This is a genomic window from Planktotalea sp. (genome assembly GCF_018607965.1).
Classification (GTDB): Bacteria; Pseudomonadota; Alphaproteobacteria; order Rhodobacterales; family Rhodobacteraceae; genus Planktotalea.
This window is the reverse complement of sequence record NZ_JABBAM010000079.1, coordinates 1-5436: the sequence shown is the minus strand read 5'-3', so window position 1 is coordinate 5436 and position 5436 is coordinate 1. Positions and strand designations below refer to the sequence as shown.

The 5436-nt window shown below is 51.8% G+C and carries 6 protein-coding genes and 2 pseudogenes; 5 read left to right on the top strand and 3 right to left on the bottom strand.

The features are described from left to right. A partial coding sequence (locus QZ279_RS07545) for a hypothetical protein (protein WP_293449689.1) occupies window positions 1-197 on the top strand: 197 nt, incomplete at its 5' end. 135 nt (window positions 198-332) lie between these two features. Here QZ279_RS07545 and rpsU read toward each other — a convergent pair. Continuing rightward, the gene (gene rpsU / locus QZ279_RS07540) at window positions 333-539 is read right to left on the bottom strand and encodes a 30S ribosomal protein S21 (RefSeq protein WP_293449687.1); all 207 of its coding nucleotides are present in this window, start codon (window positions 537-539) and stop codon (window positions 333-335) included. Between the two features lie 112 nt (window positions 540-651). Between rpsU and QZ279_RS07535 the strand changes: the two genes are divergently transcribed. Then, the gene (locus QZ279_RS07535; protein WP_293449685.1) at window positions 652-1365 is read left to right on the top strand and encodes a COQ9 family protein; all 714 of its coding nucleotides are present in this window, start codon (window positions 652-654) and stop codon (window positions 1363-1365) included. 3 nt (window positions 1366-1368) lie between these two features. Next, window positions 1369-2346: an NAD(P)H-quinone oxidoreductase gene (locus QZ279_RS07530; RefSeq protein ID WP_293449683.1), complete on the top strand. Its 978-nt coding sequence runs from the start codon at window positions 1369-1371 to the stop codon at window positions 2344-2346. Window positions 2347-2415: 69 nt separating this feature from the next. Here QZ279_RS07530 and QZ279_RS07525 read toward each other — a convergent pair. Then, a pseudogene (locus QZ279_RS07525) lies at window positions 2416-3048 on the bottom strand (ribonuclease T2). 129 nt (window positions 3049-3177) lie between these two features. Here QZ279_RS07525 and QZ279_RS07520 point away from each other — a divergent pair. Continuing rightward, the gene (locus QZ279_RS07520) at window positions 3178-3933 is read left to right on the top strand and encodes a cell cycle transcriptional regulator TrcR (RefSeq protein WP_293449682.1); all 756 of its coding nucleotides are present in this window, start codon (window positions 3178-3180) and stop codon (window positions 3931-3933) included. A gap of 345 nt (window positions 3934-4278) precedes the next feature. Next, window positions 4279-4713, top strand: a complete 435-nt coding sequence (locus QZ279_RS07515; RefSeq protein WP_293449681.1) for a sulfatase-like hydrolase/transferase — start codon at window positions 4279-4281, stop codon at window positions 4711-4713. Window positions 4714-4716: 3 nt separating this feature from the next. Here QZ279_RS07515 and QZ279_RS07510 read toward each other — a convergent pair. Beyond that, window positions 4717-5436 (bottom strand): annotated as a pseudogene (locus QZ279_RS07510) (IS3 family transposase); the annotation flags it as partial.

Here is a 5436-nt window from a genome sequence, read left to right as displayed (position 1 = left end):
CAGTTGCATCAAGACCGCCGTTTGCGATTGCAAGGATTTGGGAAGCGGTGACGCCCGCTATGGTTGGGGCTTTTCCAGGAAGTGGAGCAGCAACAACAGGGGTTGTGCTATTACACGCGGATAAAAATGAGGTGGAAACGAGCACAGGTGCAGCGATCAAAGGCTTTTCAGCATTTGGACTCTCAAAAATTTTTTAAGTTTGGGAGGAAGTATCGCAAAAAGTAATGGTTGAAAAGTAAACATTTCAACGCTCATCGGGAGAAAATAAAACCCCCGCAGCCAAGGCAACGAGGGTTTCAAATTCAAAAGCGTTCTAGCTCGTTTAGGGCTGCTTAGAGCATCCCTTCGCGTTCAAGTTTCTTACGCGCTAGTTTGCGAGAACGACGGATCGCTTCTGCTTTCTGGCGTGCATTCTTCTCCGAAGGCTTTTCGAAATGTTGCTTTAGCTTCATTTCACGAAAAACGCCTTCACGCTGGAGCTTTTTCTTCAGGACCCGAAGAGCCTGATCGACATTGTTGTCACGAACACTAACCTGCATGTGGTTTTCACCACCTTTCTAGTTTGAAGTTGCAAGGATTTGCAGGAAATGGGCGTATAGCAATGCACCCCTATATTGTCTAGTATCTGGACAAGCCTTGAGAGGGATGCTGATGACCTTGCCAAACGAAACCACCAAAGCAAATTTGCTTGTTGCCGCGTTGAACCACGTTCCCTTTGACGGCTGGAGCGATGCAACGTTCGAGGCCGCTGTTCAGGACACGGGAATGGACGCAGGTTTGGCCGATGTTATTTGTCCGCGCGGCGCTGTTGATTTGGCGATTGCGTATCACGTGCGCGGAGATATGGAGATGCTTGCGCGTTTCGCAACCGAAGACCTAAGTGATTTGCGTTATTCAGAAAAAGTCGCGGCGTTGGTACGGATGCGTTTAGAGACGGCTACCGACAAAGAGGCCGTGCGCCGTGGCACAACATTGTTTGCCTTGCCCCAGCATGCAGGGGATGGCGTCAAATTGATCTGGGGCAGCGCTGATGCGATGTGGACGGCCTTGGGTGATACATCACGTGATTCAAATTGGTACTCCAAGCGCGCTACTTTGAGTGGCGTTTATAGTTCAACAGTGCTGTTTTGGCTCGGAGACATGTCTGAGAACCACGCCGATACTTGGGCGTTTCTGGATCGCCGAATCGAGGACGTAATGCGCTTTGAAAAAGTGAAGGCGCAGGTGAATGCGTCGCCTTTGCTGAAGCCGCTTTTAGCCGGCCCGAAATGGGCATTAAGCTTTTTGAAAGCCCCGTCTGAAACCAATCGTGATGATTTGCCCGGCCATTGGTCCGGATCGTCTGATACACCTTCGAAAGGATAACCTATGCGCGCTGTTGAGATTGCCAAAGCTGGTGGCCCAGACGTTTTGCAAATTTGCGACCGCCCTATGCCCGAAGCGGGTCATGGGTCTGTTGTGATCAAGGTTGCGTATGCAGGCGTGAACCGTCCCGACGCGTTGCAGCGCGCAGGTTCATATGCACCGCCCCCAACCGCAAGCGACTTGCCCGGTTTGGAAGCGGCTGGCGAGATAGTCGCAATTGGGGATGGCGTCACGGATTGGACGGTTGGCGATCAGGTTTGTGCGCTTTTGCCGGGTGGTGGTTACGCCGAGTATGTGGCGACCCCTGCGGCGCATTGTTTGCCGGTTCCAGACGGGATGAACCTGAAAGAAGCCGCGTGTCTGCCAGAGACGTATTTCACGGTGTTCTCCAACGTGTTTCAGCGCGGTGGTTTAAAGGCGGGCGAGCGTTTTCTAGTGCATGGTGGATCGTCAGGGATTGGGACGACGGCTATACAACTTGCTAAGCTGTTCGGTGCGCGCGTCTTTACGACGGCAGGCTCACATGAGAAATGTGCGGCGTGTCTTGGATTGGGCGCAGAACGCGCGATTAACTATCGCGATGAAGATTTTGTTGAAGTGATGGCAGCAGAGGGCGGCGCTGATTTGATCCTTGATATGGTTGGTGGCGAATACCTACCGCGCAATGTGAAGACCTTGGCAAATGATGGTCGCTTGGTGCAGATCGCATTTTTACAGGGCCCGAAGATTGAGTTGAATTTTGCGCAACTGATGATGCGGCGTTTGACGATCACTGGATCCACTTTGCGCCCTCAGAGCGATTTGGCCAAAGCGCGCATTGCAGATGCGCTGCGTGAGCAGGTTTGGCCGCTTTTGAATGCTGGTCGTTTGGGGCCTGTGATGGATAGTGAATTTGATCTGGCCGATGCAGCGGATGCGCATGTGCGGATGGAGAGCAGTGGGCATATCGGGAAAATCGTTTTGAAGGTTGGCTCTGATTAAGCCTGCGGGACGCTCCGAGGGAAGTTTATTTTGAAAGATGAATCCGGACGCGTGACCCTTGATGAGAGATTAGCGCACAGGGTCAAACAGGGCATTGGTCATTGAGCAATCTTTAATCGTGTCGCTGCCACATGGGATGGGGTTCAGGTCTTTTGAAAGGCAAATGCGCGCCTCTTGGATACGACCCTTTTTGCAGGTGATTGTGAGCGTGTTGGCATCGAGAATTGGGTTTTCTTTCAGGAAGGCTTCTTCGATGACTTTGGCAGGAACTTTCACGGGTTTTTCGAGTTTGCGAAACAAGGCCGGGCGCGTTATTTTGCCGTAAGCTTCGCGCGACAGGGTATAGTAATCTGCAGCGCTTAGGCCCGAGCACGTGCCATGCTTTTTCTATTGGTGCCAAGCGAGACCAGAGGTGCCCATTATGTCGGCTATTTCATTGGTCATGCTACGTGAAGGTTGGCACATCGAGGTGCGGCAAGAGCTAGGCCAGCCTTGGTGGAATTGGGGCCAAAGGCCATGCAGTGTCCAGCCGAAGTCGTTCGTAGGATCGCATTGTTCGGACTTGCGGGCATCGCCTTCCAGTGCGCACCACGTAGGGGTCCAGCTTAGGGCGAGGACATAATAGTCGAATTCGCCGGCTTTCTCGCCATCCGCGCGTAAACTGCTGGCCATCATTAAAAGTGCTAAAACCAGTTTGCGCATTGCCTCTTCCCTCTTTGACTAATCGACACTATATACCGGTCAAGTTCCCCTACAATGGTAACCCGCGCCCCTTACAAGGTGCCGCCTGAATTCAGGCGACGAGATAGATATGTTTGAAGGAGAGTTCCCATGGCCAATCCTATTATGGCAAAAGCGACCGCCGTTTGGCTGGTGGATAACACAACGATTAGCTTCAAGCAGATCGCTGATTTTGTTGGCATGCACGAGCTGGAAGTCCAAGGCATTGCAGACGGTGATGTAGCGACCGGCGTGAAAGGGTTCGACCCGATCGCCAACAACCAGTTGGTGCAAGAGCAAATCGATTCTGCGCAAGACAATCCGATGCATAAGCTTGAGCTAAAGTTTAATGCCGCTGCACAAGGCGAAGAAAAACGCCGTGGACCGCGTTACACGCCGTTGTCCAAGCGTCAGGATCGTCCTGCTTCCATTCTGTGGTTGGTGAAATTCCACCCAGAATTGACAGACGGTCAGGTTGGCAAACTGGTTGGCACGACCAAGCCGACGATCCAGGCGATCCGTGAGCGCACGCATTGGAACATCAACAACATTCAACCTATTGATCCGGTTGCTTTGGGCCTTTGCAAACAATCTGAGCTGGACGCTGTTGTTCAAAAAGCTGCTGCTAAGAAGGCCGCGGAAGGCGAAGTGATGAGCGATGATGAACGTCGCAAGTTGGTGAGCACTGAGCAATCCTTGAGTATGAGCGACGAACCAAAAATACCATCCGCGATTGAAGGTCTTGAGACGTTCACGTTGGGTAGTGTTGACGAAGAGCCTGAAGTCGAAACAGGCGATATTCACGACGCTGAGAGCTTCTTTAGTATCAAGAGTGACGATGACGCAGCGGACAGTGTCGATACGTAAACTGTTGGACTGAATTTATAGGAAAAGCCCGACGCATTTAAGTGCGCCGGGCTTTTTTAAGTTTAGCGGGATTAAACTGATTCTTTGTTCAGACCTTTGAAACTCATTTTGAATTTGAATATATAGACACCATACCCATGTGCGGTTTCACGAATTAGGGCCTGTTATTATTCCTTTGTGATGAAACCACTGACCTCGACGCTGCCGCGCCGTGTGCTCGGGGCTATACGTGCGATAATACAATCTTAGTTGGGTATATTTGCGGCTATGTTGACAATTTGGGATCAGAGCAGATCTTATATGCGAGGAAAAAGCCAGAACTGACCATTCACTCGAGTAGGACTGATGATTAAGCGCCCCAATATTCTTTTGTTCATGTCCGACAATCAGCCTGCAGATCTGCTGGGCTGCTGCGGCAATGATGAAGTTCAAACGCCTCATTTGGATCGCTTGGCTGGGCGTGGTGTGCGGTTTGACAATGCCTATTGCGTTAACGCCATGTGCTCGCCTTGTCGTGCGTCGGTGCTAACAGGGTTGATGCCAAGCCAACATGGCATTCACAATTGGCTCGATGACAGGCTTGTGGACCATTGGCCCAAGAATTGGTCGGCGATTGGGGAATTTGCCAACATCCCCACGCTTCTGAAGGAGGCCGGTTATGCAACGGCTTTGATCGGGAAGTTTCACCTAGGCGTTACGTTCATCCCGCAACTGGCCTTTGATCACTGGGTCACTTTTCCGCATGGCCATGAGCAGCCCCACTTGAGTGGTCCAATTTGAAAGTTAGTGCATGATTGGCCTTTGGTCCATCGGTACGATGGCCTCTGGCGCAGGTGGGCGGTAGCCCAAAGCACTATGGGGTCGTTTGGTGTTGTAATGTTTCCTCCATCTTTCGATAATAATTTGGGCTTCCCGCAACGAGTAGAAAATTTAGCCATTCAGCAATTCATCCCTCATTCGCCCGTTGAAGCTTTCGCAGTACCCGTTCTCCCAGGGTGACCCAGGTTCGATGTAGGCAGTCTTAGCCCCAACCGCCTTGATCCAATCCTTGACGGCCTCAGCGATAAACTCTGGGCCATTGTCCGACCTAATATAATGAGGCACACCCCGCAGGATAAATAGGTCGGTCAGAGCGTCGATTACCTCCGTCGAGTTCAGCTTCCGTTTCACCCGGATCGCTAAGCATTCTCGGCTATGTTCATCCAAGATGTTGAGCGTCCTAAAGGCACGACCGTCCTCTGTCCTGTGGCGAACGAAGTCATACGATCAAACATGATTGTGGTACTCAGGACGAAGCCGAACGCATGAGCCGTCGTTGAGCCAGAGCCGCCCCTTCTTAGGTTGTTTCATTAGCACTTTAAGCCCCTCACGTCGCCATAGACGTTCGACACGCTTGTCATAAACCTGCCAACCAGCGTCTCTCAGCAGGGCTGCAACCCGACGATAGACATATCGGCCGTACTGGCGCGTGAGCTTGATCATGTCCGCAACCAAGCGTTCTTC